This is a genomic window from Peribacillus sp. Bi134, from assembly GCF_918698065.1.
GTDB lineage: Bacteria > Bacillota > Bacilli > Bacillales > DSM-1321 > Peribacillus.
The window spans coordinates 1-18,477 of the sequence record NZ_CAKKLN010000012.1 but is presented as its reverse complement, the minus strand read 5'-3'; the positions used below and the strand labels follow the sequence as shown (position 1 = coordinate 18,477).

At 39.3% G+C, this 18,477-nt stretch carries 18 protein-coding genes, 3 pseudogenes and 1 other annotated feature; of the genes and pseudogenes, 15 read left to right on the top strand and 6 right to left on the bottom strand.

Features of this window, described 5'->3' with window-relative positions:
• Positions 1-128 precede the first annotated feature (128 nt).
• Both LQ188_RS23555 and LQ188_RS23550 read left to right on the top strand, forming a co-directional pair.
• The gene (locus tag LQ188_RS23555) at positions 129-1,133 is read left to right on the top strand and encodes a phosphotransferase (protein WP_157831167.1); all 1,005 of its coding nucleotides are present in this window, start codon (positions 129-131) and stop codon (positions 1,131-1,133) included.
• Between the two features lie 10 nt (positions 1,134-1,143).
• The gene (locus LQ188_RS23550; protein WP_101225762.1) at positions 1,144-1,677 is read left to right on the top strand and encodes a GNAT family N-acetyltransferase; all 534 of its coding nucleotides are present in this window, start codon (positions 1,144-1,146) and stop codon (positions 1,675-1,677) included.
• Between the two features lie 92 nt (positions 1,678-1,769).
• On the opposite strand, the gene LQ188_RS23545 is transcribed toward LQ188_RS23550, so the two are convergent.
• Positions 1,770-2,567, bottom strand: a complete 798-nt coding sequence (locus LQ188_RS23545; RefSeq protein ID WP_101225763.1) for a peptidoglycan-binding protein — start codon at positions 2,565-2,567, stop codon at positions 1,770-1,772.
• A 293-nt stretch (positions 2,568-2,860) separates the two neighbouring features.
• Here LQ188_RS23545 and LQ188_RS23540 point away from each other — a divergent pair, with 293 nt between their 5' ends.
• The 9 genes from LQ188_RS23540 to LQ188_RS23500 all read left to right on the top strand — a co-directional run bounded on the left by LQ188_RS23540 (position 2,861) and on the right by LQ188_RS23500 (position 9,330).
• The gene (locus LQ188_RS23540) at positions 2,861-3,511 is read left to right on the top strand and encodes an HAD family hydrolase (protein WP_202190660.1); all 651 of its coding nucleotides are present in this window, start codon (positions 2,861-2,863) and stop codon (positions 3,509-3,511) included.
• A 113-nt stretch (positions 3,512-3,624) separates the two neighbouring features.
• Complete coding sequence (locus LQ188_RS23535; RefSeq protein WP_101225765.1) at positions 3,625-4,119, top strand: GNAT family N-acetyltransferase; 495 nt, start codon at positions 3,625-3,627, stop codon at positions 4,117-4,119.
• 49 nt (positions 4,120-4,168) lie between these two features.
• The gene (locus LQ188_RS23530) at positions 4,169-4,402 is read left to right on the top strand and encodes a hypothetical protein (RefSeq protein WP_101225766.1); all 234 of its coding nucleotides are present in this window, start codon (positions 4,169-4,171) and stop codon (positions 4,400-4,402) included.
• Positions 4,403-4,745: 343 nt separating this feature from the next.
• Positions 4,746-5,678: an ATP-binding cassette domain-containing protein gene (locus LQ188_RS23525; RefSeq protein ID WP_101225767.1), complete on the top strand. Its 933-nt coding sequence runs from the start codon at positions 4,746-4,748 to the stop codon at positions 5,676-5,678.
• Positions 5,678-6,631 (top strand): DUF2705 family protein, encoded by a 954-nt coding sequence (locus LQ188_RS23520; RefSeq protein WP_230178537.1) that lies wholly within the window; start codon positions 5,678-5,680, stop codon positions 6,629-6,631. The genes LQ188_RS23525 and LQ188_RS23520 overlap by 1 nt, the downstream gene beginning before the upstream one ends.
• A gap of 386 nt (positions 6,632-7,017) precedes the next feature.
• A complete protein-coding gene (locus LQ188_RS23515) occupies positions 7,018-7,560 on the top strand; it encodes a hypothetical protein (RefSeq protein WP_230178536.1) in 543 nt (180 codons plus the stop codon).
• Between the two features lie 401 nt (positions 7,561-7,961).
• A complete protein-coding gene (locus tag LQ188_RS23510; RefSeq protein ID WP_137020214.1) occupies positions 7,962-8,165 on the top strand; it encodes a zinc ribbon domain-containing protein in 204 nt (67 codons plus the stop codon).
• 78 nt (positions 8,166-8,243) lie between these two features.
• The gene (locus LQ188_RS23505) at positions 8,244-8,390 is read left to right on the top strand and encodes a hypothetical protein (RefSeq protein WP_230178535.1); all 147 of its coding nucleotides are present in this window, start codon (positions 8,244-8,246) and stop codon (positions 8,388-8,390) included.
• A 43-nt stretch (positions 8,391-8,433) separates the two neighbouring features.
• A complete protein-coding gene (locus tag LQ188_RS23500; RefSeq protein WP_230178534.1) occupies positions 8,434-9,330 on the top strand; it encodes a DMT family transporter in 897 nt (298 codons plus the stop codon).
• A 24-nt stretch (positions 9,331-9,354) separates the two neighbouring features.
• On the opposite strand, the gene LQ188_RS23495 is transcribed toward LQ188_RS23500, so the two are convergent.
• The gene (locus LQ188_RS23495; RefSeq protein WP_230178533.1) at positions 9,355-10,764 is read right to left on the bottom strand and encodes a LysM peptidoglycan-binding domain-containing protein; all 1,410 of its coding nucleotides are present in this window, start codon (positions 10,762-10,764) and stop codon (positions 9,355-9,357) included.
• 715 nt (positions 10,765-11,479) lie between these two features.
• Between LQ188_RS23495 and LQ188_RS23490 the strand changes: the two are divergent.
• The 4 genes and pseudogenes from LQ188_RS23490 (at position 11,480) to argS (ending at position 15,943) form a co-directional block, all read left to right on the top strand.
• Positions 11,480-11,991 (top strand): annotated as a pseudogene (locus LQ188_RS23490) (DinB family protein).
• Positions 11,992-12,273: 282 nt separating this feature from the next.
• On the top strand, positions 12,274-13,305 hold the full coding sequence (locus LQ188_RS23485) for a fatty acid desaturase (RefSeq protein ID WP_230178531.1): 1,032 nt from the start codon (positions 12,274-12,276) through the stop codon (positions 13,303-13,305).
• A 92-nt stretch (positions 13,306-13,397) separates the two neighbouring features.
• Complete coding sequence (locus tag LQ188_RS23480; RefSeq protein WP_101225774.1) at positions 13,398-13,943, top strand: response regulator transcription factor; 546 nt, start codon at positions 13,398-13,400, stop codon at positions 13,941-13,943.
• Positions 13,944-14,010: 67 nt separating this feature from the next.
• Positions 14,011-14,229 (top strand) — a binding site (T-box leader).
• Between the two features lie 40 nt (positions 14,230-14,269).
• Complete coding sequence (gene argS, locus LQ188_RS23475) at positions 14,270-15,943, top strand: arginine--tRNA ligase (RefSeq protein ID WP_230178529.1); 1,674 nt, start codon at positions 14,270-14,272, stop codon at positions 15,941-15,943.
• 52 nt (positions 15,944-15,995) lie between these two features.
• Here argS and LQ188_RS23470 read toward each other — a convergent pair whose 3' ends face one another.
• From LQ188_RS23470 to LQ188_RS23455, 4 genes and pseudogenes are all read right to left on the bottom strand, one after another.
• The gene (locus tag LQ188_RS23470) at positions 15,996-16,328 is read right to left on the bottom strand and encodes an SET domain-containing protein (RefSeq protein WP_290370147.1); all 333 of its coding nucleotides are present in this window, start codon (positions 16,326-16,328) and stop codon (positions 15,996-15,998) included.
• Between the two features lie 96 nt (positions 16,329-16,424).
• Positions 16,425-17,504 (bottom strand): annotated as a pseudogene (locus LQ188_RS23465) (CotH kinase family protein); the annotation flags it as partial.
• 110 nt (positions 17,505-17,614) lie between these two features.
• Positions 17,615-17,968, bottom strand: a complete 354-nt coding sequence (locus tag LQ188_RS23460) for a hypothetical protein (protein ID WP_230178527.1) — start codon at positions 17,966-17,968, stop codon at positions 17,615-17,617.
• Between the two features lie 198 nt (positions 17,969-18,166).
• A pseudogene (locus LQ188_RS23455) lies at positions 18,167-18,477 on the bottom strand (pyridine nucleotide-disulfide oxidoreductase); the annotation flags it as partial.

Here is an 18,477-nt window from a genome sequence, read left to right as displayed (position 1 = left end):
TTTATCTTTTAGATTTATAAAAAACAATAATATACAAATAAAGGGAAAAGGCATCTTGGTATCGTATAAAGCATAGTATAAATCGTTTTTAATAATAAGTTAGCAATATCATTATGGGAGTGAAGATCATGGAAGCTGCTGTAGAACGGATTTTTTCTAATGAATTGGTGAAATTGGCTGGAGATTTTTTTCAAGTGAATGCGGGGAATCCGGTTAAACTTGGAGATGCAGAGAACTACGTATTTGAGGTTTACAGGGATGGAACGCCATACATTTTAAGAATGACACATCAATCACATCGTACAAAAGCTCAAGTGCTTGCTGAGTTAAAGTGGATTGAGCATTTACAGAATAATGGTAGTGAAATTCCTAAGGTTCTCTTTTCGAAAAATAATAACTTAGTTGAAATTGTAAAGGGCTCGGATGGTTCAGAATTTTATTGTTGCCTGTTTGAAAAAGCTCCTGGTGTAAGAATGAAAGTCACCGATGAAAATTTCAATGAACCTTTATTTTTTGAATGGGGAAGAACCATTGGCCAAATGCACAAACAAACTAAAAGTTATAAGCCAAAAGCGGAATATAAAAGGCTGGATTGGCATGAAGAAGAATTATTGAATGCTCAGCTCTTTCAATCCGATGTACCGGAGCAATTGATGCGCCAACAAGAATTAGTCACGAAGAAGTTAAATGCCCTTCCGGTTCATCAAGATAATTTTGGATTGATTCATTCTGATATACATAACGGCAATTTCCATTTTCATGAGGGGAAGATTCATGTTTTTGACTTTGATGACTGTTCTTATCATTGGTTTGCCAGTGATTTGGCCATACCTCTGTACTATCTGATGTGGAGCTTGGAACGTGAAGGGACAAAAGGGCTCGATGAATATGCTGCCAAGTTCATGAGGGAATTCATAAAAGGCTATGAGACGGAAAATATTCTTGCGCCTATAGAATATGAAACGATTCCTCTATTTTTAAAGCTAAGGGATTTAACGTTATATAATTTTTTCCATAAAAAGTACGATTTGAAGAATGCGGATAGTCCATTATACAAAACCGTTCAAAAAATCGAACAAAGAATCATCGAAAGCCGTCCTATTGTTCACTTCGATCCGAACATGGTTCATTAAGGGGGATTGGATGTCAGATATAAAAAATAATGGGCTTGCATATAGAATTCGGACTGGTGTATTGGAAGATGCGGAAGCGGTTTTGGATGTGCAAAATTCCGTTATTTCCGAAGGCGAGTATTTTATTGCCGTATCGGAGGAGTTCAATAAAACATATGAACAGCAACGAGATTGGATACGAAGGTTATTGGAAAATGAACGGGAAACCATCATCGTGGCCGAAATAAATGATAAAGTGGTTGGATGGATAGCCTTTCAATCGGAGAATAGGAAGAGAATGTCCCACAAGGGCTCATTTGGGGTGATGATTAGAAAAAATTTCAGAGGGATGGGATTGGGAAAGGAGCTTATTGAAACGTTATTGGATTGGGCAGAAGCCAATCCGTTGATTGAGAAGGTGAGTTTGGGAGTTTTTTCCACAAATCATCGGGCAATATCATTGTATAAAAGGCTGGGGTTTGTTGAAGAAGGCCGTAAAATAAAAGAATTCAAGATGAGCGAAAGTGAATACGTTGATGATATTATCATGTACAAAATGGTTTGATCAGACCGAAAGAGCATGAATGGATTCATTACATGCTCTTCCGGTTTGGTTATGTATCTATTTTTATAGTAAAACGATATTTATGTCATGCATTATTTAATTACTCTTACCTTCACTTGCTTTCTTCCCCACGTTAAAGCATCCGCTTCCTTCGCGATGAAGACATCGATTCTGTTTCCTTTGATCGCACCGCCCGTGTCTGCAGCGATAGCTTGTCCGTAGCCTTCGACTTCAACGATGGAGCCTAGCGGAATCACGTTCGGATCGACTGCTATCAGTTTGGCATCATCATATTTTTCTAAATCGACACCCATTCTTGTAGTGCCTGAGCATCCCTCGCAGCTTGCTGTATATGCTGTACTTGTAACCGTCAGTTCTTTAACGGCTGAGCTTGCCGAACTGGCTCTTTCTTCTAATTTACTGATGGTCCGTGCACCGGCTATACCGTCAGCGGATAAGCCCTTTTGCTTTTGAAAGTTGATAACGGCTTGCTTTGTACCTGATCCATAAATGCCATCGACCGTTGATGAGTAAACATCCCAGGCTTTCAATAGCCTTTGCAGTTCAGCTACAGGCCTTCCCATATCCCCGCTTTTCAGTACCTGTATTTTCTGATTTGTTTGTGTTCCTGCTATTCCATCGACTTTCAGCCCTGATTTTTCCTGGAACTTCTTTACGGATTCCTTTGTAATCGGTCCGTAGTAACCTGTTGCTTCATGATAGGGAAAAACCCCTTTTGTCAGTAATAATTCTTGTAATTGTTTTACATCACTATTACTCATCCCAAATGAAAGTGTGCGATCCAAAGCAGCGGCTTCGCCTTTTGTTGGCATGCAAACTCCTAGAATGAATACAGAAGCCGTTAGGATCGTTAATAAAATTTTCTTCATGTTTATCCTCCTCGTTGTTTCCTGCAATTAAACCATTCGTTAAACTATCACTCTTTTAGGCGCAGTTAAGGAAAAACACCGCGAAGGCACTAAGTAATTGTTAAAACATGTAACATATAAAAAAGAAATGAGGCGGACATCGGGTTACCATATCCTTAGTGATTAACTAATTATGGAAAAAATTACCTTCATATGTAAACGGGCCGGAACCGTTTGGTTGAACAAGGGCATTCATTCATGTACGTTTAAGTTAATAGAAGTTCTATTTTAAGGTTAAAGGAGGAAATCATTTGATTAAGGCAGTTATTTTCGACTTTGATGGTTTAATTTTAGACACGGAAACGGCTTGGTATGAGGCTTATAAAGAAACGATGGCTTTTTATGAATCTGATTTGCCCCTCGAACATTTTGTTACATGTATCGGAACGGATAATACTGAGCTTAATCAGTACTTTAAAGATCAGTTGGGGGAAAGGTGTAATATTGAAGAAATTGAATCCAGAGCAAAAAGTTTCCATGAAGTAAAGATGAAAACATCACAGGCACGTGAAGGTGTGAAGGATTATTTAGAAGAAGCAAAAAGAAATGGATATAAAATCGCCCTCGCTTCAAGCTCGACAAAAGAGTGGGTCACTCATCATTTGGCGGAACTCGGACTGTTACACTATTTTGAAGTTATTATCACAGGGGATGAAGTCGAGAAAGTAAAACCAGCGCCTGATTTGTATGTAAAGGCAATTGATGTTCTGGCCATTCAGCCGACAGAAGCCGTAGCATTTGAAGATTCGTTAAATGGGCTTCAAGCGGCCCTGACTGCAGGTTTAAAATGTGTGATCGTTCCTAATCCCGTGACGGAAGCTTTAGCTTTTGAAAATCATCATTTACGCCTCCGTTCCATGATGGATAAGAGCTTGTCTGACGTCATAAAACATATTGAGCAATAAGCGTTCGAAGGAAAGTGTAGTATGATAAAGGGATGAAACCGAGCCGAAGATGGCAGAGTCTTCGGTTTTTCTGGTTTTAATGAAAGTTATATTTTGGTGGGGAGGGTGAGTTTATGGGATTGCATATCAATGACGAAGGAGTCCGGCTGCGGGAGGTCAATGAGAGTGATCTTCCAGTCTTTTTCGAGCAACAATTGGATCCTGCCGCAAACTATATGGCTGCCTTCACATCTAAAGATCCATCAGACAAGGCGGTTTTTTTGACACACTGGAAGAACATCTTATCGAACCGGGATATTCAAAAAATGACCATAATCCACAACGGATGTGTTGCGGGCAGTATTCTCAAGTTTGAACAGTTTGGTAACCCGGAAGTGAGTTATTGGATCGGGAAGCAATATTGGGGGAAAGGGATCGCTACAGGGGCACTGCTCCATTTTTTGCCGAAAATAAAAGTCCGCCCTCTTTATGCCCGCGCAGCCAAGGATAATCTTGGTTCCATCAGGGTGCTGGAGAAATGCGGATTTGAAAGATTTGATGAAGACAAAGGTTATTCCCATGCAAGAGGCAAAGAGGTTGAAGAATTCATTTTGAAACTTGAAAGTTAAGATAATAATAACAATATCGTTTAGCCTATGAGGAAACGGGTGACAGACAATGGGATATAAGATTTTTTCCATCATTTTTATTTTATGCGGTCTTTTTGTAATGTGGTTCGCCATTTTTGGCAAAAAGAAAGAGATTAAAGAGATCGGCATACCAACGAATTTCATCGATGTAGTTTTAATGATGATATATAAGCTTTTACCTTCCATTATCAGAAAAATCCTTCTTTTTGCATTGGGTCTGTCCATTTCTATCGGATTTACCTATATATTGATTAAGTTATGAAAAATTTTCCTTATTAGATTAAATAATCCTGAAACTTTATTCTTGCGGAATCGTATTAAATGGTAACGATATATAGGAGTTGTTGCTATTTCGAGGAAAAAAAGTGATGGCAGTGTTTAGGATAATTGGGGCGGGAAGTTGACGCAGACGGAAGGCTTGATGTTATTTCACAATAAGGTCAGGTCAAGAACGGGAAACCATAAAATTCAAATCTATTGATTGCAGCTGATTCAAGGGGTGTTTATATCCAAATGGAAGAATATCAGTATAGTAATAATATGAATAATATGGTAATGTTGAATTTGTGTGATTTTGGAAATTAATAAAAAAAGGAAGGTATTATATGTCTGAATCGGTTCTTAAGGTTCAATCCTTAACTAAAAAAATTGGAAAAGCAACCATCGTAGACAATGTTAGCTTTGAAATAAAAAGCAATGAAATATTCGGTTTGCTTGGTCCGAATGGAGCGGGTAAGACCACGATCATCCGTATGATCACAGGTCTCATCAATCGTACGGGCGGTACTGTCATGATCAATGGCAGTGACCTGGATAATGATTTTGAAGGTGCGATGAATCAATTGGGGGCCATTGTTGAAAACCCGGAGTTCTATAAGTACATGACAGGCAGAAAGAATATCCTGCATTATGCCCGAATGTCATCCAATGACATATCCACTGAGAGAATAGAAGAGGTCATTAAGCTTGTCAAACTGGATCATGCCATCGATAAGAAGGTTAAAACCTATTCATTGGGAATGCGCCAGCGCCTTGGAGTGGCACAGGCCATTTTACATAAACCGTCGTTATTGATTTTTGATGAACCGACGAATGGCTTGGATCCGCAAGGGATCCGCGAGTTTCGTGATTATTTGAAAGTACTGGCAAGTGAAGGCGTCGGGATATTGATTTCATCACATTTACTATCGGAAATGCAATTGATGTGTGATAGTTTTGCCGTTATCGAAAAGGGAAAACTGATCCATACGAAAGAACATATTGTTGATGAAAAAACCGAAACGATCAATGAAGTTTCATTCACTGTCAGTGATGGGAAGCTAGCTAAAAAAATCCTTCAAGAACAGTTTGCGGATATTACGATTCTAAAAAATGGTGCGAAGACAATCTCCGTATCGGCCACCCGAGAACAAACGGCCAATATAAACCGGAGTTTTAATGTAAATGAACTGGATGTCTTTGAAATTGGCATAACCAGAAAATCGCTGGAAGATAAATTCTTCGAAATCACTGAGCAGGAAATGAGGGAGTCTGTATGATGTCCTTAGTAAAAAATGAATGGATGAAAATCTTTTCAAAAGTATCAACTTATATATTCATCGCTTTTCTATTATTGGCAGCATTAGGGGCTGCGGTCATCGATTATAAACTAAGTCCTGACGAAACGAATAAAGATTGGAAGCAAGAGTTAAACGCAGATATCCAAGAACAGCAAAAGGCTTTGGAAGCTAAGGAAATCAGTGAAGATGAAAAAGCCGCCATCATGGAAGACATTAATTACAACAAGCAACTGTTGGCTGATAATATAAACCCTGACTTAAACACGAATTGGACCTATATGGCTGAATGGACTACATCATTAACATCATTTGTCACTTTATTCGTCGTTATAGTTTGCAGCTCGCTCGTTTCTTCGGAATTTTCTGATGGCACCATTAAACAACTGTTGATCAGGCCTTATAAACGTTGGAAGATCCTACTTTCCAAATATATTACTTCCCTGTTATTTGCAGCGTTACTACTTGCGAGCCTTCTTATATTCAGTTATCTAATCGGAATCATATTCTTTGGCAATGGTTCGTATTCAGACAAAATCATGGATCCTGCATCTTTCGAATTCAGTCTGGTGGTAGTCGGCGAATATTTCGTAGACATGATCGTTTACTGGATACCAGGATTCCTAGTCATCACGACCATCGCTTTCATGTTAAGCACATTATTTAAAAACCAAGCACTTGCAGTAGGGATATCCATTTTCATCCTATTTGCTTCTTCGACATTAAATATGGTCATTCAATCATTCATCGGAAAATACGAGTGGTTAAAATTCGTCTTATTCCCCCACCTTGATTTAAGGGGCTATATTTCCGGAACCATAGAAATGTTCGATGGAGCTACACTTGGATTCTCGATGGGTGTACTCGGCATCTATTATCTTATCTTTTTAGCGCTAACTTTCTTCTTCTTCCAGAAAAAAGATATCACTAATTAAATAGAGCGAAAAACCGAAATCAGTGGCCGATTTCGGTTTTTCTTATGCAAAAGGAATGTTGCTGCTTAGAATCTGGCATAAAGTGAAACCTTTATCCAAAATTATCCGTATAAGATAATATGAGGATATTCATGGGTGTAGGGGTGAAAAATGAATAAAAACAAGGTTCTATGAATTGGACTTATAGGATTTTCTTTATTTCTAATAGGCATGATGATTTCACAATGGACAGTTGCTGGCGTAGTGATCGGGATAGGCGGAGGGTTCATAATGGGGAGCAGTTCCTACCTGTTTGCTAGTCAGTAGCTCCATGTACATATGAACAATACACTAGTTAATTGCGGGCTTCGCGGAAATAATCTGATAGAGATGGAGCAGATTTAAAGATGGGGAAAATGCAATATAAACGAAAGTTAGTCATTGTATTTATAATTATTGGAACAGCATTAGGGCTCTATGTGTACTCGGCATTCTCTCAAAAATTGACAAAATCAACAGATTTGTCTGATGAATCTATCGGGGGATTTAAAGTGTTGGATAACATATCGAGTCCAGAATTCATTAGGGAATATGGAGAACCCATCGATCAAGATAATAATAATGCTTATGATTATTATTATTGGAAGGGCGGGTTAAAAACGGCCTCTATCAATACAGACGAGGATAAAGGGAAAATCATGCGGTTGATCATTTCAAGTACGGACGACGCCCAATTTGAAAACTCCCTTCAAACAAGCAAAGGTATTAAATTAGGAAGTAAGAAAGCGGACGTCCTTTCGAAGTACGGGGATCATTATTATAAAAGTTATGAACAGGGAGCGGATATTATCGGATACATTGACCATAAACGAAATATTACCTTAGAATTCTGGTGTGTACCAGGTGGAAGGGTCGCAGAAATACGATTGGATGATGCAGATGTCATTTAATGTTTTTTCACCAGCGTCCCCGATTAAGGGTCTTGGCTGTTTAAGTGAATAAGAAAGTGATGCGATAAATAATATGTTCATAAAAAATTTCATCTATCATTACATCATTTATCCAATCATATTTGTTGGGGTATATGCAGCATTTACCATTTTCAAACTTGATGATACCCCGGTTCCTATAAATGATGCTCTGCATATGGTTTTACTCTATTATTTTGCAATAAGTGTGTATCATGCTTTTCCTACTATAAATTCTAAGGGGAAACAGAAAAAATTTCCATTTTTTTCATGATCTCTGAAACCATTTATTACTTTATCCGTATATCTAAGTATGTACGGTGCTTAGGAGCACCGGTATTTATCGGCATTTATCATTTTAATAAATTGGGAGATGAAGGATCATGAGCGAAAAGGGTTGTATGAAATGCGGAAGCAATGATGCGGCTAAGAAGGATGTAGCCATGACAGGAACAGGCTTGTCAAAAATGTTCGATGTCCAGAATAATCAATTTACGGTTGTGTATTGCAAGCAGTGCGGTTATTCGGAGTTTTATAATAAGCAATCATCTGCAGGCAGTAATCTGCTGGATCTATTCTTGGGATGATCATTGGCAAAACAAGAATCCCCTTTTTCATGAAAAGGGGATTCTTGTTTTTTCTTCATTTTAGGAAGAGAATTACTGATGGAACCGGACTGGGCCGCCAAAATAAAGGAAGGCAGGGAAGACGAGATCATGACAATCTTGCCGCGAGATAGCAGGTGTAAATTAAGTATTCCGGATCAAATGTGGGCGAATATCATTACTCGTGACGGCATGCCCGAGAAATGATAGTATTAATGTAAAAAATGGAAATTCAATAAGGGGAAATTAAATGAATAAAATAGCACTTCTTCAACTGTCTCTAGCCATGACAATCTTCGGTTCTGTCGGTTTCTTTTCGGAACTATCAGGACTTCCTGCATTGGAATTGGTTTTTGTTCGCTGTATTTGTGCTGCCGTATTCTTATGTGCAGCCTGGATGATTACCGGACATTTCAAGAACGAAATATGGAATGGCAGGGAGGTAATGCTCATCATTTTCTGCGCGGTGGCCAACTTGTTAAACTGGATATTCCTCTTTAAATCTTTTGAGCTGGTATCAGTGACAATCGCCATTTCGCTTTATCATTTAGCGCCAATCATTGTACTCATTATAGGGAGCTTCATCTTTAGGGAGAAAATGAATTTATTCTCCATCTTGGCCATTTCCCTTTGCTTCATCGGCACATTACTCATTATGGGAACAGATGGATTTAGATCATCATCTCCTGAATGGGAGGGCATCATGTATGGAATCATTGCTGCATTTTTCTATGCGGCAACCATGCTTTTAGGAAAGAGCATTACAAAGACCAGTGTATATGCGACCACATTTCTGCAAATGTTCATTGGATTTCTATTACTGATTCCTTTTGTCGATTATTCCGTATATACAACTTTAAATTCTTCCGAATGGTTTTATACGGTTCTTACCGGCATCATCCATACAGGCGTCGTGTATTTGCTGTTTTTTAATAGTATTCGCCATTTGCCTACAAATGTAGTATCTTTCATGATTTTTGTCGATCCGGCAGTTGCCATCCTTTTGGATATTCTGCTTTCAGGATTTAAACCGGACGGTATTCAAATTCTGGGTATTTCCTTGATATTTATTGGGGTGGTCTATTCACTTAAAACGACTAGACCGACTGAAAATGATGTCATGCAGAAAAGGCCGCACACAATGTGAGGCCTTTTTCCTTTATGAATTTACCTATTGATTAAAATGATAGACATCCCAAATGTCAGGGGTTTCTGATCCAATGTACCAAGCAGCTGCACCGCCTAGATGATTTTGTTTTACCAGGTCAATCCGGAGCTTGATCGATTTTTTATCCTCTATCCAAATTTGATGCTTTTTCCCTTTGGAAGTATAGACCACGTAATTTTGTTGAGTCTTTTTATCCCATACCTTTTTAAGTTTTTGAGATGAAATGATTTTGTTGACCTCAGCCATGGTACGGTCATGACTTATCACTTTTTTGGTCGACAAATCGGTTACCCATTCTCTCGTATAAAATGGTACAGCCAATATGATCTTATGAGCAGGTACTTCTTTCATTAAAAGCTTGGTTCCTTCTTTGATCCAAGGTAACGAGGAAACGGACCCGGCTACTGGGCTCCCTCCCCAATGCTCGTCATAACCCATTATGATTATATAGTCCGCTATTTTGCCAAGTGCTTTCCTATCTAGGCTTTTTGACCAATAAGGGTCTTCATTTTCTCGGGTGACATCCACAGACACTTTAATTCCATGCGGTTTTAGTGCCTTTTTTAGTTCGCCTATGAAAAGTACAAAGTCCTTCTTATTTTTTGGGTCGATGTTTTCGAAATCTACATTTATTCCATCACTTTTCGTTTTAACAAGTGAATCCCGTAAAGTTGAAACCAATTTCTGGCGTTTTTTTGTATTGCCTAGTACAGAACCAGTTAAAACAGGGTCAAATTTATTCCCGATAAGCTGCCAAACTTGTTTTCCTTGTTTATGTGCAGCTTGGATGTATTTTGTATCTACAGAAACCGAAACGTAATTACCGGTATCCGTCAGCGTATAAGAACGGGGAGAAACTACATTCAAATTGGGTTGTTTAAGTTGCTGGGTATAGTTTTCTTTCGATCCATTATGCTTCCAGCCCATGACGATACGGTTTTGCGCCTTTTTTTGAAGCTGGGATTTCTTTATCCATCCCTTTTTTCCGCCAAGCAATTGGACCTGGTAGTAATAATCCGGAACCTTCAATTTTTGGCCCACTTTAAGGGTAACCGAACTTAAGTTATTTAATTTCGTCAAATCACTTGTTGTTACCTTGTATTTAGTAGAAATCTTCCACAATGTATCTCCTGATACAACCTTATGAATCTTATATTTCTGGGGAATCTTCAGGTTTTGGCCGACAGTTATTTCGGAAGATGTTAATTTATTTTCTTTTTGTAGCGCACTTACTGTAACACCATATTGATTTGCTATTTTCCATAGTGTGTTTCCAGTCTTTACTTTATGAATGATGGGCCCAGCGGAATCCCCTACTGAAGAAGAAATGACGGGAAACGCCTCGCCCTTTTTTAAAGTCTTTAATAGAGTAGAACCTAATTTAGGAGAACTAAAGACTTTTGTATTTTCCACTTTAACAGAACCTATGTATTGGGTTTTACTTGATGAATGACCACTGGATGGAAAGAGACACATACAAAGAAGGCTTAACATAATAAAATATCCAAAGAATTTTTTCACAATTTTTTTATTCCCCTTTGTAAAATTTAACTTTACTAGTTTACTATGGAGAATAGCTTTAAAAATAGAGGTACATTGTGGAAAGGCATTTCTAACCTTTGTGTGGGTTGAATTAATCCGTTCGTGGGTCGAATTAATTCGTGTGTAGATCGAATTATTACGCTGAGGGTCGTATTATTACGCTGAGGGTCGTATTATTACGCTGAGGGTCGAATTAATTCGTGTGTAGATCGAATTATTACGCTGAGGGTCGAATTAATTCGTGTGTAGATCGAATTATTACGCTGAGGGTCGTATTAATCCAAGTGTAGGTCGGATTATTTCGCTGTAGGTCGAATTAATTCATGTGTAGGTCGAATTAATTCACTGAAGGACGAATTAATCCAAGTGTAGGTCGGATATTTCGCTGAGGGTTGAATTAATTCATGTGTAGGACGAATTATTTCGCTGAGGGTCGTATTAATCCAAGTGTAGGTCGGATTATTTCGCTGAGGGTTGAATTAATTCATGTGTAGGTCGAATTAATTCACTGAAGGACGAATTATTCCGTATGAAGGACCGTTAATTCGTAAGTTCTAGTCCATATATGAAGAAGGGGAGATTTCATATGTCACATTTTGCATTTCAGTTTCATGATTTTAACGCATGGGCAAACGAACAAATCTTTAACCGCTTAAAAGAGCTTCCAAAGGATGTTTACCATCAAGAAGTACAAAGTGTGTTTCCATCGATATCGGGTGTGTGATGGCCCATGTGTATCTTTCCGATCTGGGGTGGGTGGAGGTTTTTTCCGGTAAAAGCATGAAACATGCATTGGAGTTGGCTGAACAACTGAAGGAACAAACAGAGTCAAAGGAATTAGAGGAAATGGAGGCCATGTTTTTTGAGTTGTCCGGTCGGTACAAATCGCTGCTTAGCCAAAAAGAAAATTTAGATAAGCCTCTTATAATTGAGAATCCAGCTGGCGGTCTAATGAAAACAGGTGTTGCCGAATTGATTCCGCATGTCGTGAATCATGGAACATATCACCGTGGCAATATCACAGCTATGTTGCGACAAATGGGTTATGCCTCTACTTCGACGGATTACGGTCTTTATTTATTTGTAAAAGGAGAGTAACTGGATTTCATTTGCTTACTGCTAGGACTTTTAGCCTGACATTGAAAAATTGACAGTCCTGTTCTTAATGTGAGGCTACCTGTCATTTTGAAGATAATGAAATCCTATACATGTGAGCAGGTTAACCGGTTTTTACTGGTTGGCCTTTTTTACGTTTGCAGCTGAAAATGACTAGTACATGACATTTGTCATCTTCTAGTCATGACACCTGGTACTAATAATTTCAGGTTGATTTCTTTATACTATGTAATAACGACAAATAAAAGGAAGTGCAATTAAATAATGACCTTGCAAAATACGAAGAACTTGAAAAAACAAATTGCTCCTTTTGAACAATCAACGACAAAGCAAAGTATATGGCAGATCATCAATACCTTGGGGCCATTCATTATTTTATGGTACCTAGCATATATAAGTCTTTCCGTTTCTTATTGGTTAGCTTTAATTCCAGCTGTGATTGCTGCTGGCTTCTTGACAAGAATATTCATCATTTTTCATGATTGTACGCATCATTCGTTTTTCAAAAGCCGCCGTGCGAATAGAATAGTCGGGACTATCATGGGTGTTTTGACTTTATTCCCGTTTGATCAATGGGGACATGAGCATTCTGTGCATCACGCAACAAGCGGTAATTTGGATAAGCGGGGTACAGGGGATATTTGGACCCTTACGGTCGATGAGTATTTGGCTGCACCGTTTAAACTTCGTTTTGCCTATCGTTTTTACCGCAATCCAATTGTTATGTTTGGTTTGGGACCGATTTATGTTTTCCTTCTTAAAAATAGATTTAACCGTAAAGGCGCTAGAAAGAAGGAAAAAAATAATACGTATTTGACGAATGTATTAATCGTCGTTTTAGCGGCATTGCTTTGCCTGGCAGTAGGCTGGCAGTCGTTCCTTCTTGTACAAGGTTCCATTTTCATGATTTCTGGTTCAGTCGGCATTTGGCTGTTTTACGTCCAGCATACATTTGAGGACTCTTATTTTGAAGAAAATGAGGAGTGGGAATATGTATTGGCAGCAGTGGAAGGAAGTTCTTTTTATAAGCTTCCAAAACTGATGCAGTTCCTCACTGGTAATATCGGTTACCATCATGTTCACCATTTAAGTCCAAGGGTACCTAACTATAAATTGGAAATGGCGCACAATAATACGCAGCCTTTAGAGAACGTTCCAACGATTACTCTTGCGACAAGCTTGCGCTCACTCCGTTTCCGTTTATGGGATGAGGAATCCAAGAATTTTATCGGTTTCAAAGATATAAAATATTTAACGAAAAAAAGCGTTCCCGCTCAAGTGAAATCTGAACTGTAACGTTCAGTATCATACCAGACTCCCTTAATAATCCTCGGATTTGGGGGAGTCTTTGCTTCATATAAGGAACTCGATAAAGGAGAGAACTTAAAATGATTCGAATTGTCATTGCAGAGAATCAGCAAATGCTGTTAGAGGCAATAAGTTCTCTACTCAATCTTGAAGAAGATATAGAAATTGTCGGGCAAGCCGGTAATGGAGTAGAAGCGGTGGCCCTTGTACACCAATTACAGCCTGATGTATGTATCATGGATATGGAGATGCCTGTAATGAGCGGACTTGAGGCAGCAGAAGCATTAAGGTCAATTGGATGTAAAGTGGTCATTTTAACGACATTCCGAAGAACTGGTTATTTTCAACTCGCAATAAAGGCTAATGTAAGTGGTTATTTATTGAAGGATAGCCCGGGTGAAGAGTTAGCTTGCTCGATTCGCAGCATAATGGATGGCAAGCGAATATATTCCCCAGAACTTATAGATGAGACTTCCAGCAATAATGGCCGGGAAATGGGAGTGTTAGGTTTGTTAGCCGATGGTCAATCAAAAATTGAGCCGTCAAATCAGCAAAGCGGCACAATTGGAACAGTAAGGAAATATTTTTCCACCATCAAAGATAAAATGAAGTTACCGGCTGGTTAGGATTTGTTTCTTAAATCCTGTTGACACGTTTTTTTAAATTGTGTACGATGGATTAAATTATAATATTGAAAATTCTGTGATGAAGAGAGTAGTTCATTTTGAAATGGAAAGCGAGTTAGGGATGGTGGGAGCCTAATGCAGGACGGATGAATGAAGCGCACTTTGGAGAAATTTCTTGAACCGTTTAGTAGGGAATATCGGGGAGTCACCTCGTTAACAATGGAAAGTGGTCACAATTTGTGGCAACTAGAGTGGTACCACGGGAATTCATGCTCTCGTCTCTTATTTAGAGGCGGGGGCTTTTTTGTTTAGGAGGGAAAATGACGATGAATAAACCAATTGCAGAATTGATTTCAACTGCTTTGAACAATGAAATGCCAGCTAGTGAAATAGAAAAATTAATGGAAAAGCCAAAATTGATGGAATTAGGCGATGTCGCCTTTCCATGCTTTACTCTTGCGAAAAAATTCAGAAAGTCGCCTCAGGTGATTGCGTCTGAAATAGCCCAACAATTAAATAGTAAGTTGATCCAAGAAGTGAACGTTGTGGGTGGTTATCTGAATATCTTCGTCAATCAACAGCTGGTGACGGAAAACGTGCTGCAAACGATATTAAGTGAAAAGGATCAGTATGGTTCGATGCAGCCTGTACAGGAAAATGTCGTGATTGATTATTCCTCCCCTAATATTGCCAAACCTTTTTCCATGGGGCACTTACGCTCAACGGTCATAGGGAATGCACTGGCTAACATCGCCGAAAAAAATGGCTACAATGCTGTGCGTATTAATCATTTAGGAGATTGGGGCACGCAATTCGGCAAGTTGATTGTCGCATATAAGCTGTGGGGCGACAAAGAGGCAATCGAAGCTTCGCCGATTCAGGAATTATTGAAGATCTATGTGAAGTTCCATGATAGAGCCGAAAGTGATGAATCGTTGAATGAACAAGCACGAGCAAGCTTCAAGTCTCTTGAAGATGGGGACGAGGAAGCACTGGCATTGTGGAAATGGTTCAGGGATGCGTCTCTAAAAGAGTTTGAGACGATTTATGATTTATTGGGCATCCGTTTTGATTCCTATGCCGGCGAAGCGTTTTACAATGACAAAATGGATGCGGTTGTCGGGGAACTAAAAGAAAAAGGCTTACTTACCCTATCCGAAGGTGCCTATGTCGTGCAATTGGAAGATATGCCGCCTTGTTTGATTACGAAAACGGATGGTGCGACACTTTATGCCACGCGTGATTTAGCTGCCGCCATGTATCGTAAAAAACAGTATGAGGCGAAGAAAACATTTTATGTTGTCGGAAACGAACAATCCCTGCACTTTAAACAACTCTTTAACGTCATTGAAAAAATGGGGTATGAATGGTCAAAAGATTTGCAGCACGTAGCATTTGGCATGATGTTAAAAGATGGTAAGAAAATGTCGACTCGTAAAGGGAAAGTCGTGCTCCTTGCGGATGTATTGGCAGAGGCGATAGAAACTGCGAAGCGCAATATTGAAGAAAAAAATCAAGCGCTTGAACAGAAGGAACTGGTTGCAAGACAGGTCGGTGTCGGAGCGGTAATTTTTAACGATTTAAAAAATAACCGCATGAACGATATTGATTTTTCATTAGAACAAATGATGAATTTTGAGGGAGAAACGGGTCCATATGTACAGTACACATATGCGCGAATTTCCTCATTGCTTGAAAAAGGTGAATTTAACGAGCAGGCCATCCATTTTGACGCTTTAGGTGAATATGCGTGGCCAGTCATCCAGCTGCTGGAGCAATATCCGAGCATTGTCCAAAAATCGTTTGAACAAGCCGACCCATCACAAATCGCGAAATTCAGCTTGCATTTATCGCGTGCATTCAATAAGTATTATGCACATACAAAGGTTCTAGTTGAAGACGAATGGAAACAAATGAAACTCTCATTCGCTTTTTCCGTAGCGATTGTATTGAAGGATGCGCTAAGTTTATTGGGAATTTCCGCGCCGAAAAAAATGTAAAGGTAAAATGAAAGAATCCATTTTGAACTTTCAAAATGGATTCTTTAAAATCTTATTCAATGACATCGAACCATAAGGGGGATTTATCATCAATTTCACCGTTGTAATTGATCGTGATTTCTTCGCCAGCCTTTATGTCTTTATGTGCATAAAAGTCTATCGTTAAATCATCTAAATTATTATCATACTTCGCATTCGGAGTGTATGAATGATTGAATAGCGATCCATTTCCTAAGGCAATGGCCGTTTCATCGTCATCTCCCCAATAGAAACAGTGATGAAAGAGTGACGTTTTCTTTAAATATTTCCATTCTCTTTTGGGTGAAATGATGACAGGTGATGCCTCAATGAGTTCATCCTTTTTAATATCCCTTACCGCATATATTCCCCTGCCGTATTTCCCCGTATTTTTAATACAGATTGGTGATACGGCCTCTATTGCTTTTTTCCAGTCCTGCTTGGCTTTCAGTTTTGTTTCGTCTAGGTCACCAAGATGCTTATTTAAGTAATCACTGCGATTGCGAATGAAATCGAAGATGAATTCTGGTTCCTTGTCAAATAGATCCACTTTATTCTTTTTATATGGATCAAGAAGGATGTGGGGGCGTATCGCCTGGTGCAGTGATAATACTTTATTTTCCATGTGATTCACAGTAAATGTGGTTTCCAATTGTTCAACCAAGAGGTCTTTGTAGAACTTGCGGTATTCCGGAACCTGCAATAGAAGATAACTAAGGTGATTTGTCCTTTTTCCTCCAATAGGGACATATGTGTGTTCCATGATCCCGCCACTGACTTTGCGTCCCCAAGTGGCATCATAATCCCAAGGAATGATTTCAAATAAGTTTGTTTCACTATTGCGATATAATGCATAGTTATGAGTGAAACCGTCGTTATTCATTGAACATACAGCTCCAGCCAGCCAGCGTAAGTATTTATGAATATCAAGATGCTGCGAGACTTCTTCAGGAAATTTGGCAAGCGGGGTGGTATTGATTTTTCTGATCAATTCAATAAGGTATTCATCGTCGGACGGTTTTCCAAACGCTTGTTTATAGCCTGATACAAGGGAATCTTTCGGTTTCCCATCCCTTTCCAATGAAAAGTTGGCATGATTGTTGACTGCATAATAAATGGGACCGGCAGGAAGTCCTCTTTTTTCCAAAAAGAATTCATCAACGGACTCCAGTTGTAAATATACCCCTTTACACGAGCCGTTACGATATAAGTCAATATGCTGACTATGGGGGGAAAGAACTCCAAGGTCTTGGAAGTAATCGAGTGAGAGTTTATTGCGAATGAGGGAAGGATCTTTGTATTCGGCATTGAGATGGATTTTGTGGGCACCAAAGAATTTTTCTGGCTTGATGAAATCAATCCAATAGGATCTTTTCCTGAATTTTCGGGTATAAGAGCCCCGATAGGCAATATCGATATCATAAATGTCGTTTTCCACTTTTAAATAGGCGGGAATGGGGTCATTACTCCATACGTCCGCACGTAAATCTTCTAGATCTTCTTCTTCAATCATTAAGAAATAAGATGGAATATGATAAGGCATACACTCACCTTCCTTTCTTGAAGATGTATTATGATCAAGCGCAAACATGTAATGTATGAAAAAATTCAACTTAATCAACCAGAGATTGATCAAGTTGAAGCTTTTTAGATTTAACTATCTTCTTCTTTTTTTCTTTCCACTTCCAGTGGATGTACTAGATGTAGATGTGCTGCAAGTAGATGTGCTGCCAGTAGATGTGCTGCAAGTAGATGTGCTGCCAGTGGATGTGCTGCAAGTAGATGTGCTACCAGTAGATGTGCTACCAGTAGATGTGCTGCAAGTAGATGTGCTGCCAGTGGATGTGCAGCCAGTGGACTTGCTGCCAGTGGACTTGCTGCCAGTGGACTTGCTGCCAGTAGATGAGCTACAGCTGCTGCTGCTGCTACTGCTACTGCCAGATGAACCGCCTTTTCCTTTTTTTCCTTTCGGCATAAAGACCCCTCCTTTAATAAGGTTAATTTCATGATATGCAGTATGGTACAAACTTGAACACTGGTTAACGACAAAAGGGCTAATAAAAATGGCGGAGATTAAAATAGTAATGTAGAGTTATGGCGGGTCACTTCAAATAGAGTGTCTGCCTTTTCTGAAATGAAAAATGCCCCTTACTCCCAAATGGGAATAAAGGGCATGTACCGTGAACTTGTCACGGCGATCATGAATTAATAAGCCAAGCTGAATAGGGCTTTGATGTGTGATAGATAGCGAACATTACTTGCTTCTTTCATCAATGTAGCCGGAAGTCCTTTAAGGGACGTGTTATTAGCCCCAACCGTTGCCACCGCATCCTTACGGCCAAGGCTCGCAAGCGTACCTGAGTTGACAGGAGAAAATGCTTCAAGTTTCTTGCCTTCAAAGGCTGCAAATAGGTTGTAACCAACAAGCTCACCCATTTGCCAAGCATTTTGAGCAGTAGGAGCGTATGGACGGCCGCCTTCTGGAGGGAAAGCAACGGCACTGTCCCCGACAACGA